The 16705-nt window shown below is 64.3% G+C and carries 16 protein-coding genes and 1 tRNA gene; 10 read left to right on the top strand and 7 right to left on the bottom strand.

What is annotated here, in order from left to right:
- Positions 1 to 157: 157 nt before the first annotated feature.
- The gene (locus IQ35_RS01355; protein WP_021246381.1) at positions 158 to 1858 is read right to left on the bottom strand and encodes an amidohydrolase; all 1701 of its coding nucleotides are present in this window, start codon (positions 1856 to 1858) and stop codon (positions 158 to 160) included.
- A complete protein-coding gene (locus tag IQ35_RS01350; protein WP_021246382.1) occupies positions 1855 to 2724 on the bottom strand; it encodes an NAD(P)-dependent oxidoreductase in 870 nt (289 codons plus the stop codon). The genes IQ35_RS01355 and IQ35_RS01350 overlap by 4 nt, the downstream gene beginning before the upstream one ends.
- 96 nt (positions 2725 to 2820) lie before the next feature.
- Here IQ35_RS01350 and IQ35_RS01345 point away from each other — a divergent pair, with 96 nt between their 5' ends.
- A complete protein-coding gene (locus IQ35_RS01345) occupies positions 2821 to 4068 on the top strand; it encodes a threonine ammonia-lyase (protein WP_145071713.1) in 1248 nt (415 codons plus the stop codon).
- 113 nt (positions 4069 to 4181) lie between these two features.
- Positions 4182 to 5000, top strand: a complete 819-nt coding sequence (locus IQ35_RS01340) for an arginyltransferase (RefSeq protein ID WP_145071711.1) — start codon at positions 4182 to 4184, stop codon at positions 4998 to 5000.
- Positions 5001 to 5366: 366 nt separating this feature from the next.
- On the opposite strand, the gene IQ35_RS01335 is transcribed toward IQ35_RS01340, so the two are convergent.
- Complete coding sequence (locus IQ35_RS01335; RefSeq protein WP_021246385.1) at positions 5367 to 6035, bottom strand: HAD family hydrolase; 669 nt, start codon at positions 6033 to 6035, stop codon at positions 5367 to 5369.
- Between the two features lie 149 nt (positions 6036 to 6184).
- Here IQ35_RS01335 and glmU point away from each other — a divergent pair, with 149 nt between their 5' ends.
- Positions 6185 to 7492, top strand: coding sequence for a bifunctional UDP-N-acetylglucosamine diphosphorylase/glucosamine-1-phosphate N-acetyltransferase GlmU (gene glmU / locus IQ35_RS01330; protein ID WP_242003269.1), 1308 nt, complete (start codon positions 6185 to 6187; stop codon positions 7490 to 7492).
- Positions 7493 to 7788: 296 nt separating this feature from the next.
- On the opposite strand, the gene IQ35_RS01325 is transcribed toward glmU, so the two are convergent.
- Entirely contained in the window at positions 7789 to 8685 is an 897-nt protein-coding gene (locus IQ35_RS01325) for a diacylglycerol/lipid kinase family protein (protein WP_145071707.1), read from the bottom strand.
- Positions 8686 to 8755: 70 nt separating this feature from the next.
- On the opposite strand from IQ35_RS01325, the gene IQ35_RS01320 reads away from it, so the two are divergent.
- Positions 8756 to 9643 carry a metallophosphoesterase family protein gene (locus tag IQ35_RS01320; protein ID WP_145071705.1) on the top strand — a complete coding sequence of 296 codons (888 nt, stop codon included), beginning with the start codon at positions 8756 to 8758 and terminating at the stop codon, positions 9641 to 9643.
- 8 nt (positions 9644 to 9651) lie between these two features.
- Here the strand turns inward: IQ35_RS01320 and IQ35_RS01315 are convergent, their stop codons facing one another.
- Positions 9652 to 10500, bottom strand: a complete 849-nt coding sequence (locus IQ35_RS01315) for a class I SAM-dependent methyltransferase (protein WP_145071703.1) — start codon at positions 10498 to 10500, stop codon at positions 9652 to 9654.
- Between the two features lie 44 nt (positions 10501 to 10544).
- Here IQ35_RS01315 and IQ35_RS01310 point away from each other — a divergent pair, with 44 nt between their 5' ends.
- The 6 genes from IQ35_RS01310 (at position 10545) to IQ35_RS01285 (ending at position 14240) form a co-directional block, all read left to right on the top strand.
- Positions 10545 to 11288: a ComF family protein gene (locus tag IQ35_RS01310; protein WP_221441971.1), complete on the top strand. Its 744-nt coding sequence runs from the start codon at positions 10545 to 10547 to the stop codon at positions 11286 to 11288.
- 50 nt (positions 11289 to 11338) lie between these two features.
- Positions 11339 to 11596 carry a glutaredoxin 3 gene (gene grxC, locus IQ35_RS01305; RefSeq protein ID WP_021246391.1) on the top strand — a complete coding sequence of 86 codons (258 nt, stop codon included), beginning with the start codon at positions 11339 to 11341 and terminating at the stop codon, positions 11594 to 11596.
- A gap of 5 nt (positions 11597 to 11601) precedes the next feature.
- Positions 11602 to 12432 (top strand): carbon-nitrogen hydrolase family protein, encoded by an 831-nt coding sequence (locus IQ35_RS01300; RefSeq protein WP_021246392.1) that lies wholly within the window; start codon positions 11602 to 11604, stop codon positions 12430 to 12432.
- A complete protein-coding gene (locus tag IQ35_RS01295; protein WP_021246393.1) occupies positions 12429 to 12902 on the top strand; it encodes a DUF1178 family protein in 474 nt (157 codons plus the stop codon). The genes IQ35_RS01300 and IQ35_RS01295 overlap by 4 nt, the downstream gene beginning before the upstream one ends.
- Positions 12903 to 12936: 34 nt before the next feature.
- Positions 12937 to 13013: transfer RNA gene (locus IQ35_RS01290), tRNA-Arg, on the top strand.
- Positions 13014 to 13214: 201 nt separating this feature from the next.
- The gene (locus IQ35_RS01285) at positions 13215 to 14240 is read left to right on the top strand and encodes a hypothetical protein (RefSeq protein ID WP_021246394.1); all 1026 of its coding nucleotides are present in this window, start codon (positions 13215 to 13217) and stop codon (positions 14238 to 14240) included.
- 4 nt (positions 14241 to 14244) lie between these two features.
- Here IQ35_RS01285 and IQ35_RS01280 read toward each other — a convergent pair whose 3' ends face one another.
- Together IQ35_RS01280 and trmB are read right to left on the bottom strand one after the other, a co-directional pair.
- Positions 14245 to 15735 (bottom strand): lipopolysaccharide biosynthesis protein, encoded by a 1491-nt coding sequence (locus tag IQ35_RS01280; RefSeq protein ID WP_021246395.1) that lies wholly within the window; start codon positions 15733 to 15735, stop codon positions 14245 to 14247.
- A gap of 235 nt (positions 15736 to 15970) precedes the next feature.
- Positions 15971 to 16693, bottom strand: a complete 723-nt coding sequence (trmB, locus tag IQ35_RS01275; RefSeq protein WP_031291938.1) for a tRNA (guanine(46)-N(7))-methyltransferase TrmB — start codon at positions 16691 to 16693, stop codon at positions 15971 to 15973.
- Positions 16694 to 16705: the final 12 nt, after the last annotated feature.

The raw sequence follows: 16705 nt of genomic DNA, 5'->3' as shown, positions 1-16705 counted from the left end.
TCCAACCTCCGTCATCCCAGCGAAAGCCGGGATATCTCTTTTCTAGGGCGCGGCGAAGGTTAAGAGAGAGACCACCTTTCGCTGGCATGACGGATGAGTGGCGGGAATCCATTCATAACCGCCATCCGCCGCACTTGGCGGTAAAGGCGGCATCGCCTCACCGCCCCTTCACATAGACCCGCTTGCCGCCGATCCATGTCTCCAGAACCTGCGTTCCGCGAATGTCGGCAGGGCGAGCGACGGAGATATCCCGGTCGATCAGCAGGAAGTCCGCCCGCTGTCCGGGGATCAGGCTGCCGAACCGCTTTTCCGCGAAGCCCGCATAGGCCGCCTGCCGCGTGAATCCGTCCAGCGCCGCCTCGAAGCCGATCCGCTGTTCCGGCATCCAGCCGCCCGACGGCTCGCCCTTCGCATCCTCACGGCTCATGGCGACGGCGATGCCGGGGAAGGGATTGGGGCTTTCGACCGGCACGTCCGATCCGAAAGCCAGCGGCACGCGATTGTCCAGCATCGACTTCCACGCATAGGCGCCTTTCAACCGCGCCTCACCCAGACGCGCTGTCGTCATGCGCCAATCGGACGCCTCATGCGCCGGCTGCATCGACGCGACGATGCCGTTCTGCCCGAAGCGCGGGAGGTCGGCGGACGAGACGATCTGCGCATGTTCGATGCGCCAGCGCCGGTCGCCCTTATAGGTTTCGGCCAGTTCCGTGACGGCGTCCAGCATTTCGCTGTTCGCTGCGTCGCCGATGGCATGGACTGCGACCTGGAAATTGTCCATCGACGCCCGGCTCATAATGTTGCGAAGCTGGGTCGAGGGGATCATCGGCAATCCCTTCTGTCCTGGCGCATCGGCATAGTCCGCCTTCAGCCACGCCCCCCGTGACCCCAGCGCGCCGTCCAGCAGCAGCTTAACCCCGCCCATCCGCAGACGATCGTCATAGAGCCACGGCGTCGGCTCCGGCCCCGCGATCAGCACCATATTTTCCAGGCCCATCGCATAGGACATGATTCGAACCCGCAGCGCTCCCCGGTCGGCGGAGCGGCGGAACGCCTGCCAGTCCTCTATGCGCGTGCCCATGTCGGCGACGGCGGTGATCCCGGTGGCGAGCAGCGTCTGCTGCGCCTTTTCAAGCGCGATGTCGCGATCCTTGGGTGCGGGCGGCGGCACGACGCGGGCCATCAGGTCCATCGCCTTGTCCACCAGCACGCCCGAAGGCTTGCCGCTGTCCATTTCGATCCGCCCGCCCGCAGGCGCCTTGGTCGCGCCGGTGATCCCGGCGGTTTTCAGCGCCAGGCTGTTGGCCCACCCCGCATGACCGTCCACCCGCTCCAGCCAGACCGGGATGTCGGCCACGGCGGCGTCCAGTTCAGCGGCGGTCGGAAAACGTCCCAGCCCCCACAACTCCTGATTCCAGCCGGTGCCGATGATCCATTTGCGTCCTGGATTGGCCGCGGCATAGGCCCTGATCCTCGCCTGCGCCTCCACCAGCGACCGCGCGCCCGAAAGGTCCAGCGTCACGAGCGACAGGCCCAGCGCCATCACATGCCCATGCGCGTCGATCAGGCCGGGGATCAGCGTCTTGCCGCCCGCGTCCAGCTTGAAATCCAACCGCTTGGGCGCGGCTTCCTGCTCGCCCTTGCGCTTCTTGCGCTTGGGCGGCGGCGGCGGTTCCTGATAGCGGCCGGGAAGCAGCTTTTCGACCTTGCCCTCATCATCGATCAGCAGGGCGTTGAAGTGGACGATCCGTCCCTGCGCGTCGAGCGCGATGCCGTTCACATTGTCGATCACGCCCGAAGCAAGCGCCGGCATGGGCAGAGCGATTGCGGCCAGCGCCGCCAGCAGCCCAGCCCTCATGCCCGCGTGATCCGCCGCACCAGTGCGCTGATGTCCTGCCGGTGCCCGCCCATCGCCTGCACGTCGGCATAGAATTGATCGACCAGAGCCGTCATCGGCAGCGTCGCGCCATTGGCTCGCGCTTCGTCGAGCGCAAGTTCCAGGTCTTTCCGCATCCAGTCGACCGATAAGCCGAAATCGAAATTGTCCTGCGCCATCGTCTTCCATTGATTGTCCATCACCCAGCTTTGCGCCGCGCCGCCGGAAATAGCCTCATAGATTTTTTCCACGTCCAGATTCGCAGCCTGCGCGAACCGCAAGGCTTCGGCCACGCCCTGCAAGGTGCCCGCGAGGCATATCTGGTTCACCATCTTCGTCGTCTGTCCCGCACCCGCGCCGCCCACATGGACGATCCGCGCGGCATAGGCCTGCATCACGATCTTCGCCGCCGCGACCGCCGGCTTCGCCCCGCCGCACATGATCGAAAGCGTGCCGTGCTCTGCCCCGATCTGTCCGCCTGTCAGGGGCGCGTCGACGCTATACAGTCCCAGGCTCTGCCCCTCGACATAAAGCTGCCGGGCGATGCGCGCGGACACGGTCGTATGGTCAATGAAGAGGCTGCCCGGCTTCATTGCGCGGAAGACGCCCTCGCGGCCCAGCGTGATTTGCGACAGATCGTCATCGGTGCCCACGCAGCTTATGACGATTTCCGCGTCCTCCGCCGCCTTGGCGGGATTGATCGCGACCTCTCCGCCATAGGCTTCCGCCCAACTCTTCGCCTTGCCGATGGAGCGATTGTAGACGGTGAGCCGATGCCCCGCCTTCGCCAGATGTCCCGCAATCGGGCCGCCCATGACCCCCAGGCCGATAAACGCGATGTTAGCCATAGATCCCGTACTTGATGTGCGTGCCCCCTAGCCATAGGGCCAGTTTCGAGCGGGTGCCAGTTTCTTCCGTCGCAATTTTCGTATAGGGGGCTGGCCATGAACACTCTGACCAAGATCGAAGGCGCCTTGCCGCTGCCCGTTTCCGTGGACGACATCCTTGCGGCGCGCGTGCGCATTTCCGGCGCGATCGTTCAGACGCCCACGCTGGTCAGCCAGACGCTGTCCGACATGCTGGGCTGCAAGGTGTTCCTGAAGTTCGAAAATCTCCAGTTCACCGCTGCCTATAAGGAGCGCGGCGCGCTCAACCGCCTGCTGCAACTGGACGAGGAAGCGAAGCGGAAAGGCGTGATCGCCGCGTCGGCGGGCAATCATGCGCAAGGCCTTGCCTATCATGGCAAGCGGCTGGGCGTGCCCGTCACCATCGTCATGCCCAACACCACGCCCACGGTGAAGGTGACGCAGACGCAAGGATATGGCGCGCGCGTGGTGCAGTTCGGCGAAAAATTCGACGACGCCTATGCCCATGCCCGCAAGCTGGCGGCAGAGGAAGGACTGACCTTCGTCCACCCCTTCGACGAGCCGGACATCATCGCCGGGCAGGGCACCATCGCCATCGAAATGTTGGAGCAGGCGCCGGAGATCGACACGCTAGTCATCCCCATCGGCGGCGGCGGCCTCTTTTCCGGCATGGGTACGGCAGCCAGGGCGATGAAGCCCGATATCCGCCTGTTCGCGGTGCAGGCGGAACTCTATCCGTCGATGTACGACTATATCAAGGGCGCGGATCTGGCGTGCGATGGCGACACGCTGGCCGAAGGGATCGCCGTCAAATATCCGGGCGAACTGACCCGCCGCTTTGTCGAGCGGCTGGCGGACGACGTGCTGCTGGTCAACGAACGCCGTCTGGAGGAAGCGGTCAGCCTGCTGCTCCAGATCGAAAAGACGGTGGTGGAAGGGGCCGGGGCCGCAGGGCTTGCCGCGCTACTTACCCATCGGGAGATGTTCGCGGGCCGTAACGTCGGACTGGTCCTGACTGGCGGCAATATCGACACGCGGCTGCTCGCCAACGTGCTGCTGCGCGATCTTGCACGGTCGGGACGGCTCGCGCGCCTGCGGATACGGTTGCAGGACCGTCCGGGCGCGCTGTTCCATGTCGCCCGCATCTTCGATCAGGAAGCGGTCAACATCCTGGAACTGTCGCACCAGCGCATCTTCACCAACCTGCCCGCCAAGGGTCTCAGCCTCGACGTCGAGTGCGAAACGCGGGACAGCGCCCATCTCCAGGGCCTGCTCGCCGCCTTGCGGGAGGCCGGTTATGAGGTTGCCCCGATCGAGGTGGCGTGATCCGCGGCGGTCTATCGCGTTTTCTTGGTAAATGATCTTTTCACAGGCGGTCATGGGCGGCATAGTCTGCCCATGAATCGGCCCTTGAACAGTGTTTGCGGGGAGTCGGAGGCGTGACCGCGCCTTTCCGTTTTCCACGCTTTTTCGTGACCAATCCGTCGCCCTGTCCCTATCTGCCGGGCAGGAACGAACGCAAGGTGTTCACGGAGCTATCGGGCGAAAACGCGACGGAATTGAACGATGCATTGGGGCGGATCGGCTTTCGCCGCAGCCAGAATGTCGCTTACCGGCCCAGTTGCGCCGACTGCTCGGCCTGCGTGTCCGTCCGGGTGGCGGCGGCGGAATTCCGGCCGAACGCGACCCAGCGCAAATTGCTGCGGAAGAATGAGGATCTGGTCGTCACCGCCTGCAAGCCGTGGTCGACCGAAGAACAGTTTGCGCTGCTCCAACGCTACCTCTCCGCGCGCCATCCCGGAGGCGGGATGACCGAAATGGACGAGATGGACTTTGCCGACATGGTCGAGCAGACGCCGGTCGACAGCCATGTGATCGAATATCGCGAACCGGACGAGGACGGCCGGCCGGGCCGGCTGGTTGGTGCATGTCTCACCGACCGGCAAGGCGACGGCCTTTCCATGATCTACAGCTTCTTCGACACGGAGCTGGAGCACCGCAAGGGCCTCGGCAATTTCATCATCATGGAACATATATTGTGCGCGGCGCGCGCGGGCCTGCCCTATGTCTATCTGGGCTATTGGGTCGAAGGATCGGCGCGGATGCAATATAAGATCCGCTATCGCCCCCTTGAGAAACTGACGCGGGCAGGCTGGACCCGCTTCGATCCCCAGGAGCGGGTGACCGCCATTCACAACGGCGTTTCGCGCGACGAGCCGCCTCTGCGCGGCGAACTGGCGCGGGTCTTTCGCAAATAACGGCCCCTCGGACCTGCCGGAATCGGTTCTGCCGCCCTATTCGTCAGGAATGTGATGGCTTCGATCTTGGTGCCGTCGAACAATCAGCGCATGATCGGGCTGAGTCCGATGCCCTCTACGCGTAAACATCCGCATCCTTTTCAGGCGATTATGCGGCTTGCAAATCCCTGATCCTGCGGGCTGATTTCGGCCATTTTTCGCCATCCAACCTCCTTCATCCCAAATTTCGCTGGGATGACGCAAGAAAGAGGGCCTCTGCAACGTTCGCCGACCGCCCCTGGCCGCCATCCGCACCCGTGGCCTGCAACAGGCTGGGATCAACGCAACGCTGCCGTCAGGTGGTGGCGCATCGCTGCGCGCCAGGGGTCAGTCGCGCCATCCTTCCAGCAGAGGCGCGAGTTCGTCAAAATGATGGATCACCGCATCGGCCTCCAGATTTTCGACCGGGCCGTCGAGAAAGCCGAAGCTGACGGCGATGCTGGGGATGCCCGCATTGCGCGCGCCCGCTATGTCGTTGATCGTGTCGCCCAGGAACACGGTCCGCCCGCCGCCCGCGCGCGCGATCATCTCGCGGATCGGTGCGGGATCGGGCTTGGAGACGCCGACCGTGTCGCCGCCCACGATGCTGGCGAAACGGTCGGACAGGCCAAGCTGATGCATCAGCGGGATGGTGAATCGTTCCGCCTTGTTGGTGCAGATGGCGAGCTTCACGCCCATCTCCGCCAGCCGGTCCATGGCCTCGATCAAGCCGGGATAGGGCACGGAATGGATCGCGAGGTTCTGCGCATAATAATCGAGCAGGATCGGCAGGCTTTCCGCCAGTTCGGTTTCCTCATAGCCGCCCGATGCAGTCAAGGCGCGTTCCAGCATCACCTTCGCGCCCTTCCCCACGAAGGGACGGATCGCTTCGACCGGAAAGGGCGCGCGGCCCAGCGTGCCGATGGCGTAGTTGACGGCGGCCGCCAGGTCGCCGCTCGTGTCGATCAGGGTGCCGTCCAGGTCGAAGCCGACAATGTCGAAAGCTATGCGTGTCATGGCGCGGCCATGCCCTTGCAGCGGTGGCAAAGGCAAGCCAAACATGGCAGAGGGGCGCCAGTAAATCGTCCGATAACAGGAGTCGCGCCGCTGTGACCGCCAGCCGTCCCCTTGCCGTCATCATCCTTGCCGCCGGGCAGGGCACGCGCATGAAATCGTCGCTGCACAAGGTGCTGCATCCCGTGGCGGGCCGCTCGATGCTGCTGCACCTGCTGGCGAGCGTGGCGGAATTGCAGCCGGAGCGGCAGGTCGTGGTCGTCGGTGCGGGCCGCGAGCAGGTGGAAAAGGCGGTCGAGGGCAAGGGCGTCGTCATCGCCGTGCAGCATAGGCAGCTCGGCACCGGCCACGCGGTTGCGCAGGCGCATGATGCGCTGGCGGGCTTCGCGGGCGACGTGCTGATCCTCTATGGCGACGTGCCGCTGGTGCGGGCCGAAACGATGCGGGCGATGCTGGACCGGCTCGCGCGCGGGGATGAGCCGCGCGCGGTGGTGCTGGGCTTCCGCCCCGACGACACCGCCGCTTATGGCCGGATCATCGCCGACGGGCAGGGCATCATCGAGAAAATGGTCGAATATAAGGACGCTACCGCAGCCGAACGCGCGGTGACGCTATGCAATAGCGGGCTGATGGCGGTGCGGTCGACTGACCTGTTCGTGCTGCTCGACAGGATCGGCAACGACAATGCGGCAGGCGAATATTATCTCCCCGACATCGTCATGCTGCCCGGCGCGCAGAGCGCCGTCATCGAGACGGAGGCGTGGGAAGTCGCAGGCGTCAACAGCCGGATCGAACTGGCCGGGGTGGAGGCCATCTGGCAGGCGCGCCGCCGGGTCGAGGCGATGCGCGACGGCGCCACCCTGATCGCACCGGACACGGTGTTCTTCGCACATGACACGGTGCTGGGCCGCGACGTGGTGGTTGAGCCGAATGTCGTCTTCGGTCCCGGCGTTGGCGTGGCGGACGATGTCGTCATCCACGCCTTTTCCCATCTGGAGGGCGCGCGGGTGGAAAGCGGCGCGGAGATCGGTCCCTATGCGCGCCTGCGTCCCGGCGCGAAGATCGGCTGCAGGGCCAAGGTCGGCAATTTCGTGGAGATCAAGAAGGCCGAGCTGGCCGAAGGCGCGAAGGCCAACCACCTGTCCTATATCGGTGACGCCACCGTGGGGGCGGGGGCCAATATCGGCGCGGGCACCATCACCTGCAATTATGACGGATTTTTCAAATACCGGACGGAGATCGGCGCGGGCGCGTTCATCGGCTCCAACAGCGCCCTGGTCGCGCCGGTGACGATCGGCGACGGCGCGATTGTCGGCGCGGGCAGCACGGTGACGCGCGACGTGGATGCCGGCGCGCTCTGCCTCGTCCGGCCGGCGCAGGACGGCAAACCGGGCTGGGCCACCCGCTTCCGCAAGAAGATGCAGGAGCGCAAGGCGGCCAAGGCGAACGGGACGGCATAGTTGCTTGCGGCGGTCGGGGATGGGCGGTTGCGGCCAGGAGCGGGCATTTCCCCAAATTCGTCATCCCAGCGGAAGCTGGGATCTCCCTTCGGTGTGTCGTGCCTATGAAGAAGAGAGATGCCAGCTTTCGCTGGCATGACGGAGGGGGCGATAACAGACATCGCGCCGGCCCTCCCCCCACCCCTCCCGCAAGCGGGGAGGGGGGCGAGACTTGCCGAGCCGCAAGCGAGGTTTAGTCGTAGCAGGGTGGGCCGCCGCAAAATCCGCGAAACACCCAAGCCAGAGACGCGCGCAGATCAGCTATTTGCCGGAACCGCCACTTCGACCGCGCCACCCGCGACTTTCGCCGTGAAGGGGGTCCGGGCGAGCACTTCGCCGTCGATGGAGAGGCGCTGGGGCGGCCGGGCCGTAAGGCGGAAGGACTTTCCGCGAAATTCCTCCGTATGGGCGTTGCGGTCGCGCAGCCTGAAGAATTTCGCATACCAGTCCCAGGCCAGCCGCATATGGCTGCGTCCGACAATGGCCTGCACGACGATTTCGCCGGTGTCGACATCGGCGGCGTCGGACAATTCGACCCCGCCATGGAAGGGGCCGTTCAGGATGCGGACTTCGGTCGACCACATGCGATGTTCCTTCATCCCGTCGTCGACGACCAGCCGGAAGGCCCTGAACCCGAAAGAACATTTGACCGCCCAAAGCAGATAGCCGACCCGCCCCAGATAGCGTTTCAGCTTGTGCGGCACGGTGTCGCCGATCAGGGGGGAAAGGCCCATGGAGGCCGCATTGACGAAATAGTCCCGGTCGATCATGCCCAGGTCGATCCGACGCCGCCGTCCATGGGCGATGGCGTCCACCGCCCCATCCAGTTCCAGCGGCAGGCCCAGAGTGCGGGCGAAGCTGTTGGCGGTGCCCAGCGGCAGGACGGCGAACACGCAATCCTTGCCCACCAGTTCATCGACCGTGCCGGACAGCGAGCCGTCGCCGCCGCCCACGATCACCATGGGTGCGCCGGATCGGACGGCCGCCCGCACCGTTTGGGCCATCTGGTCCGGGTTCTTCACGGCATGGGCGGCGATAAGCCGCACGCCAGCCTTTTCCAGCAAATCCCTGGCTTGGGCGAAGCTTGCCTCGCCCTTGCGGGATTGGGTGTTGACGATCAGCACGGCATCGCGAGGGAGCGGTTTCGTTTCCATGCCATAACAACTCGCCAGATCGGCATCGGCTCCCGACGCAACCCGAGGGCGCGTGGCTCGTTGGATAGGCGTGACTCGTATCGCTCATCTTTCCGACCTGCATTTCGGCGCGCATGACGAACGGATCGTGACGGCGGCGGAAGCATGGCTGCTGGAAAGGCGGCCCCATCTTACCGTCATCAGCGGTGATCTGACCCAGCGCGCGCGGATCGTGCAATTCCGGCAGGCATCGGCATGGATCAACCGGCTGCGCGCCGCCGGGTTGCCGCTGCTCGTCATTCCGGGCAATCACGATGTGCCGCTTTATGACCTGGCGAACCGGTTCCTGCGGCCCCTGCATCGCTACAAGCGCTACATCTCCAATGAGCTTTGCCCCTTTTACGAGGATGAGGCGGTTGCGATCCTCGGCCTCAACACGGCGCGGTCGCTCACGATCAAGGACGGGCGGCTCAATCAGGCGCAGATGGCCTTGTTGCGCGCGCGATTCGCTCCCGTCGCGCCGGAGAAAACCCGCATCCTCGTCACGCATCACCCCCTATTCGCCATGCCCATCGGCAAGGGCGGCGAATGGAGCGAGGCGGTCGGCCGCCATGACGACGCCGTCAAGGCCGCGCGCGAGGCCGGCATCCACATCGCGCTCGCCGGCCATTTCCACCGCACTTATGCGCAAGCCGCGCAGGAAATGGCGGAGGATGCGGGCGGCGCCCTGATGATTCAGGCGGGGACGGCGACCTCCACCCGCCTTCGCAACGCGGAGCCGCAGAGCTTCAACTGGCTGCACGTGCATCGCCATGACCGGATCGAATTGCAGGTCGTGGTCTGGGACGGCGCGGCTTTTCGCCGGGGGAGCCATGTCGAATATGCCTTCCGGTTTGCCGGCTGGCAGGCGTGGAACGTCGCCGATCCGCCTACAATCGGGGCATTGGCAGGCCAGCCCGCGCACCATGGCGCCGTGTGAGGGGGCGGTCAGGTCTTTCCCTTCAATGCCTGGGCGAGGGAAACCGTGGCGCTGCCCCGCCGGGCGGGCTTGGCCTGGCTGGGGTCGGGTTTCCAGCCGCTGAGGTAAATCACGCAAATCTGCTCGGCGGTCCGGCCGTCCGAATCGGCCGCCTGGGCGAAATGCGCCATGGCCCTCATCAGCACATCGCGCCGCAACGCCGGGGGACGCGACGCCAGCGCATTGCCCGCCCCCATGCCGCGCAAGTCGTGCATCAGCCGGATCATGTCGCCATAGCGCACGGTCAGCGTGTCGCCGTCCGCCACCGGCATGGCGAAACCGGCCCGGCCCAGAAGGTCGCCCGCCGACCGGACATCGACCTGCGGATGGATATGCTGTCCGGGCCGGTCGCCTTCCCCCGCCATCAGCGCCGCGCGCAGCCGGGGTAGGCTGCCCGCGCCTGCAAAGGCCGCGAGCATCAGCCCGTCGGGCCGCAATATCCGGCGCATCAGGATCAGCGCGCCGGGCAGGTCGTTGACGCTGTCGAGCGTCCCGCAGGCAAGGATCAGGTCGAAGCTGTCGTCGGCGAAGGGCAGGGCGTCCTCGTCCGCCTGCACGCCGCCCGCGCGACGCGCCGCAAGACAGCCCGGATCGACGCAGGCGACCTGCTTGCCCATTTTCTCCAGCGCTGTCTTCGCGCCGCCGTCCGGACAACCGACGACCAGCGCTTCGGGCAGATCGCGCCGCACGTCGGCCAGCCGGTCCAGCAATTCCTCCAGCATCGCGCGATAGAGGAAATCATGATCCGCAAAGGCGTCCATCATCCGGTCACGCCGCAAGGCGCGCAGGCGCCGGTCGAAGATGTCTGGATCGGTCATGGCGGGCCTTGTGCATCGGTCGCGGAGCGGGAACAAGGAGGATCATGTCGTTCCTCCTGCTTATCAAGATCATGGCCGTTTCGGCGCTGGATTATGCGTTGCCGCCCCGTTGTCCCGGCTGCGGCGTCGTCGTGGAGCGGGACCGCTCCTTCTGCCTCGCCTGCTGGAGCGGGATGCATTTCCTGGGCGATCCGTGCTGCGCGCGATGCGGCCTGCCGTTCGAGCATGAGATCGGGAAGGGCGGGGAATGCGCCGCCTGCTTGTCCCAGCCGCCGCCCTTCGACAGTGCGCGGGCGGTGCTGGCCTATGGCGATGTGGCGCGCGCGGTCGCGTTGCGGCTCAAATATGGCCGCCGCATCGGCCTTGCCCGGCTGATCGCGGGCCATATGGCACGGCATGTCCGGATCGAGGATCGGCCGCTGATCGTGCCGGTTCCGCTGCACCGCTGGCGGCTGTGGTGGCGCGGTTTCAATCAGGCGGCCCTGATCGCAGATCATCTGGGCAGGGCGACGGGGCTGTCCGTCGAAAAACATGCGCTGCTGCGTCCCCGCCGGACCCAGCCGTTGCGCGGCATGGATTCCCGCCATCGCGCAAAGGCTGTGCGCGGCGCCTTTGCGCTGGCGCCGGGCCATGATCTTGCGGGACGAACGGTCCTGCTGATCGACGATGTGCATACTAGCGGAGCGACGGCGGCGGCCTGTGCGCGGGCGTTGAAGCGCGGCGGCGCAGCGCAGGTGCATCTGCTCTGCTGGGCGCGGGTGCTGCCGGACGCGGAACCGCTCGATTGACAAAGGCATCCTGCATTCCCCATCTCGTGCGATTGAGGAGTATCGAGAATATGGCGAAGGTCGAAATCTATACCAAGGCGTTCTGCGGCTATTGCGCGCGGGCCAAGGCCCTGCTGGAAGGCAAGGGCGTGCCGTTCGAGGAATATGACATTACCATGGGCGGTCCGAAGCGGCAGGAAATGCTGGAGCGCTCCAACGGCGGCGCGACCGTGCCGCAAATCTTCATCGACGGCAGGCATATCGGCGGCAGCGACGACATCGCCGCGCTCAACCGGCAGGGCAAGCTCGACCCGCTTCTGGGCCTGTGACCGTCATGCGCGCAGCCCTTTTCCAGATGACCAGCGGCATCGATCCCGCCGCCAACGCCGCCGCGATCGCGGACATGGCCGCGCGCGCCAGGGCAGAGGGCGCGGACATGCTCTTCACGCCGGAAATGGCGGGCTATCTGGATCGCGACCGGCGGCGCGCGGCGGAAACATTGCGGGCCGAAGCGGGCGACCCGGTGCTGGCCGCCATTCGCGAGGCGGCGGCGAAGCATGGGCTGTGGGTGCATATCGGCTCGCTCGCCTTCAAGGACGAGCGGGCGGACGGGCGCTGGGCCAACCGCAGTTTCGTGATCGACGACCGCGGCGAAATCCGCGCGCGCTACGACAAGATCCACCTGTTCGACGTCGATCTGGCGACCGGAGAAAGTTGGCGGGAATCCTCCGTCTATGGACCGGGCGAGCAGGCCGTGGCCGTGGATACGCCCTGGGCGCGCATGGGTCTTTCCATCTGCTACGACATGCGCTTTCCCGATCTCTATCGTGTGCTGAGCAATGCCGGCGCGACCGTCCTGCTGGTGCCCGCCGCCTTCACGGTGCCGACCGGACAGGCGCACTGGCACATATTGCTGCGCGCCCGTGCGATCGAGGCGGGCTGCTTCGTCATCGCGCCCGCCCAGACGGGCCGCCATGCCGACGAACGCGAAACCTATGGGCACAGTCTGGTCGTGGACCCGTGGGGCGACGTCCTGCTCGACATGGGCGGGGAGGCGGGCCTTGCTCTTGCCGAGATCGACATGACGTGCGTAGAGGATGTGCGGGCGCGCGTGCCCGCCATCGCCAATCGTCGTGCAATATCCAGGGACGTTGTAATCGCGTGATCGTGTTCGACCTCAAATGCGAAGGCCAAGGCCATATGTTCGAAGGCTGGTTCGGCTCCAGCGCGGATTATGAGGATCAGAAGGCGCGGGGCCTGCTTTCCTGTCCGATGTGCGGGGACGCGAATATCGTCAAGGCGCTGATGGCCCCGGCGGTCGCATCCAAGGGCAATAGTCGCCCGGCGAGGCCCGCCGCATCGCAGGAAACGGCCGTCGCGATGGGCAATCCCGAGGAAAGCCGGGCGCGCGCGCTCATGCGGGCGCTGGCGGAAGCGCAGAACAAGGCGTTGGAAGGGTCGACCTGGGTCGGCCGCGACTTTGCCGAGCAGGCACGCGCGATGTACTATGGCGAACAGGACCGCGCGAGCATCCACGGCGAAGTGGCGCCCGAAGAGGCCCGCGCCCTGATTTCGGAAGGCGTGGACGTCACCGCCCTGCCATTCCCCGTCCTTCCTCCCGAAGGGAAGAATTGACCGCGCGTCCCGCGCATAATAGAGCCGCAAGCGGGCACCCGTAGCTCAGCAGGATAGAGCATCAGATTCCTAATCTGAGGGCCACAGGTTCGAATCCTGTCGGGTGCGCCATTCTCGAACAAAAGAGAGAATTGAGGGCGTGGGTTTTCAGCGGTGCCCCCGCGCATGTCTGTAGCGGCCGCAGGAGGGCATTGGCCTGATCGCCAGCGCATCAACCATCATTATAACGAGGCAGCCATCGCGGAACAGCCGCGGCAGTCGTCAATTCAACTGATCCGATAAACCAAAAGATCATGATTTGAATGTATTTCCATGCAGATAATTGCTGCATGGGGGGCCGATATCAATCATGGCTCCGGATCATCATATGGGAGATTTGGTGTGTGGTCGCAGGTTCGCTGGCGTATCAAGCGCAGGATATATAGCTATCGCTGCGAGGCCATTTTCAGCACGCCGCCGATTCGCGCGCGCAATGATGGGGTGATCATCTTTTCAATGATCGGCACATCGGTGATGACCTCCTATCTGATTGCAGCCAAATCGCTGCACCATCATTTGAAACGGGGCCGCATGGTCATCATGGATGACGGCACGTTGACCGAGCTGGATCGCTCGCTCCTGCGCCGGCATCTGGACGATCCGCACATCCTCTCTTTGAAAGACGTGGATGTGGGTTCTTGCCCGCAGGGGGGAACCTGGGAACGGCTGCTGACGATATTGGATATCGCAGCCGATGATTATGTGATCCAACTCGATTCCGATACTGTGACTGTCGGCCCTGTTCCCCATGTGGAGGAAGCGATCAACGCCAATAGATGCTTCACTCTGCTGGGTGCGGAAACGCAGGTTCGGACTGTCATGGAAGTGATTGAGTTTACGAAATATTCTTTCCCCGGCGGTCAACCGTCCAAGGAGGATTTCGAAGGACATATTCAAGGTGCGACAGAGTCCATCCTGACCCGACTTGCCATTACGGGTCTGGACCGGCCCCGTTATGTTCGTGGCTGTTCGGGCTTCGCGGGGTTTGCACGGGGCAGCAACCGTCATCTCGCCGCCGCTTTTTCGCAATCGGCGAGCGCCATTCTTGGCGCCGAGCGATGGAAGGAATGGGGCACTGAGCAGATCACTTCCAACTTCGTCATTGCGAACAGTGAAAATGCCTTGGTCCTGCCTCCCTCGCTATACGAGAATTATTGGGGGAGTTCCCCTTCCCGGGACATACGCTTCCTGCATTTCATCGGCACCCACAGATGGCACGCATGGGAATATCAGCGCCGTTCCCTCGCCGTGATACGGACCCTGAATGCAGCGGGACGCGGCGTGGCATTGGCGGCATAAGGGATCAGCTTCCGATTGGCGCCTCCACTGGACGGCCGCGCACCATGGCCAGCAGTTCCATGAGCAATGAACGCGAGCCAATGACCAAGGCGAAGCCATAGGCGATAATCCCTGCCGTGACGAGCACGCCAAGCCGTGCAAAGGCAGGCATGGCCGGCAATGCCAGCGATAACGCGAACACCAGGGAAGCCATCGGAATAGAGGCGCACAGAGACGGCGAGATTGCCCGCAGCAGGTCCGTGATGCGTAGTCCCATCACCGGCGCGGCTATCCGGATCGTCGCCACGGTCAGCAACGCTATGCCTCCCGCCCATGCGAAGGCCAACCCCATGATCCCGAAACGCGCCCCGATGAGAAAGGCCAGCGGCATCAACAGCGCGCCGACGGCGGCGGTCCGCATCGTCAGGCGCGGCAGGCCGATGGCATTAAGGGCAGGGCTGAACAGCACCTGCAAGGCATAAAGAGGCATGGAGGCGGCGAGGATCGACACCAGCGGCGCCATTTCCAGCCATTTCCGTCCAAACAGCGTCTCGACCAGCGGCGGCGCCACGACAGCCATGCCCAGATAGAGCGGACAGGCAATGAGCAGGATGAGCCTGACGGCCTTGCAGAAGGAACGCGCGAGCAGCGCCTTGTCCGTTTGCATCCGCGCATAGGCGGGAAAGGCGACATCGTTGAGCGGCGGGATGAACCGCGACACGAAGATTTGCGTCAGGAACAGGGCTTCGGCATAAAGGCCGAGTTCATGGGGGGATAGCATCCTTCCCCCGATCAATATGTCCGATTGGCTCTGCACCATGATGAGCAGTTGGGACCCGAGCAGCGACGCGCCAAAGGCGATCATGCTTCCGGTTCCCCGGAAATCGAACGAGGGCATCACGAAAAAGCGGGTCGCGATCATGTTGCCGACCCCCTTTACCCAGAAACCGACCAGGGGTGCGAATACGAGCGTCCATATTCCCCAGCCCAACAAGGCACCTGTCAGGGCGACAATCGCCGTAACCATCGCCGTCAGAATATTGACGAGGGCCGGGCGCTTGAAATCGAGACTTCGGCCGATCAGGACTTCGGGCAGCGAGATGAAGGGCGTAGCCAGATAGATGAGCGCCTGAACCCGCAACAGTTTCGCCACCATGGGCTGTCCGTAATAATCGGCGGCGAAGCCCGCCAGGATGAACTGGGCAAAGGCAAGGCCGACATTGAGCACCAGCATTAGCCCGAAAGCCTGCCGAAGCCGCCGATTATCCAGCGTGGGCGACTGCACGAGGGCGCTCACCAGTCCATAGCCGTTCATGAAGCTCAGGAAGTTCATGAAAACCGCTGTCATGGCGAATAGCCCATAATCAGCGGGTTCGAGCAGGCGCACGACTATGAGCGTGCTTGCCCAGGAAACGACTTGGCTGGCGATCTGGCTTCCCGACCGCCAGAAGATCGCCTGCCTTATCCGGGTTCCGAAATGCCGGTCCTGCGCGTTGGCGTCGTTGAAATCGTGCATTCTCGTATCTTCCAGAGTGGCAACGCATTTCTGCGCGACGACAACAGCAGGCCGGCGAATGGGCTGCCTTGATCGCGCATGGCGAAGGCTAGCCACGCCTGTTCAAGATAAGGTTAAAGTGGGGCCATCTTCCTTGAACCGGGCCGAATGAAGGGGGTGGTTCGACATCGAAACCGGTACGTTGCCGTTGGAAGCCGAATGTCTATTGTCGGGTCGGGTAGGTGTCCCGTAACGGTCAGGTTCCCGATCCGTGCCCGTTGTCCTCAATTCGGCGGTAGCGGAAGTACCAGACTTCATGACCCTGACGCCGGGCCTTCGCTTCATAGCGGGTTTCGGGCCAGCCGCCGGGGCGGGTGAGGAAATCCTTCGGTTCCTTGGCCAGCCATTCGAAGGCCGGATGGCCGTTCATCACCATCAGTGCCCAGCGTAGATAAACGGGATGATCGGTGCCGAAGCGAAATTCGCCCCCCGGACGCAGTTTGCGCGCAATCAGGTCGATCGGCCCCTTGTTCATCATGCGCCGCTTGGCATGGCGGGCCTTGGGCCAGGGGTCGGGATGGAGCAGATAGGCGAAACTCAACGCGCCGTCGGGCACGCGCCTCAGCACTGACAGCGCATCGCCCATGTGGAGGCGGACGTTCGGCAGTCCCTTGTCGCGGATATGGCCGAGCGCGCCCACGACACCGTTCAGGAAAGGCTCGCAGCCGATGAAGCCATGATCGGGCAGCATGTCGGCGCGATAGGCCATGTGTTCGCCTGCGCCGAAGCCGATCTCGAAATGCAGCGGGCGGTCATAGCCGAACAGGCTTTGGGCGGTGATTTCGCCTTCTTCCGGAACGGAGATGGCCGGGAGCAGACTGTCGACCAGCTCCTGCTGGCCCGCGCGCAACTTGTGGCCGGACTGGCGCCCGTAGAGGCGGTTGAGGGTTGTGGGATCGCCGGATTTGTGCGCGGTCATGGCGGGGCGGAT

Origin of the sequence: Sphingobium wenxiniae (assembly GCF_007830065.1) — a bacterium.
In the GTDB taxonomy this organism is placed as follows: domain Bacteria; phylum Pseudomonadota; class Alphaproteobacteria; order Sphingomonadales; family Sphingomonadaceae; genus Sphingobium; species Sphingobium wenxiniae.
The sequence above is the reverse complement of the archived record's forward strand: the minus strand, read 5'-3'. Positions and strand labels throughout refer to the sequence as shown.